A 300-nucleotide genomic window follows, 5' to 3' on the forward strand; every position below is an offset into this window, starting at 1 on the left:
GGATGTCCGGACGCTCCCGGGCCAGGTCGCCAGGCAGGCCCAACTGCAGGTTGGGCAGCGGGCGGCTCAAGGCATTATCAGGCCGCTCCGCGAGCAAGGTTTCCAGGGCTCCGGGATGCTCCCCCAGCAACAGCGCAATACCGCCGATCAGTTCGACGAACGTCGTCACATAAGCCAGCCATCCCGGCAAGCCGAGCGAGACGAAGAACTGCGCGGTGCCGGGCATGCCGCATGCGGAACGCGCCTTCCCGGATCTCGCCCCCAACGATCAACATCCCGACCATGTCCACGCCCACCGAC

General features: G+C 66.7%; 1 protein-coding gene. It reads right to left on the reverse strand.

Annotation, left to right across the window (positions count from 1 at the left end):
* Window positions 1-265, reverse strand: a 265-nt coding sequence (locus SB725_RS30650; protein ID WP_410923112.1) for a DoxX family membrane protein, incomplete at its 3' end; no start/stop codon positions are given.
* Window positions 266-300: the final 35 nt, after the last annotated feature.

The sequence above is a fragment of the Pseudomonas sp. SIMBA_041 genome (assembly GCF_046535095.1).
Classification (GTDB): Bacteria; Pseudomonadota; Gammaproteobacteria; order Pseudomonadales; family Pseudomonadaceae; genus Aquipseudomonas; species Aquipseudomonas mucoides.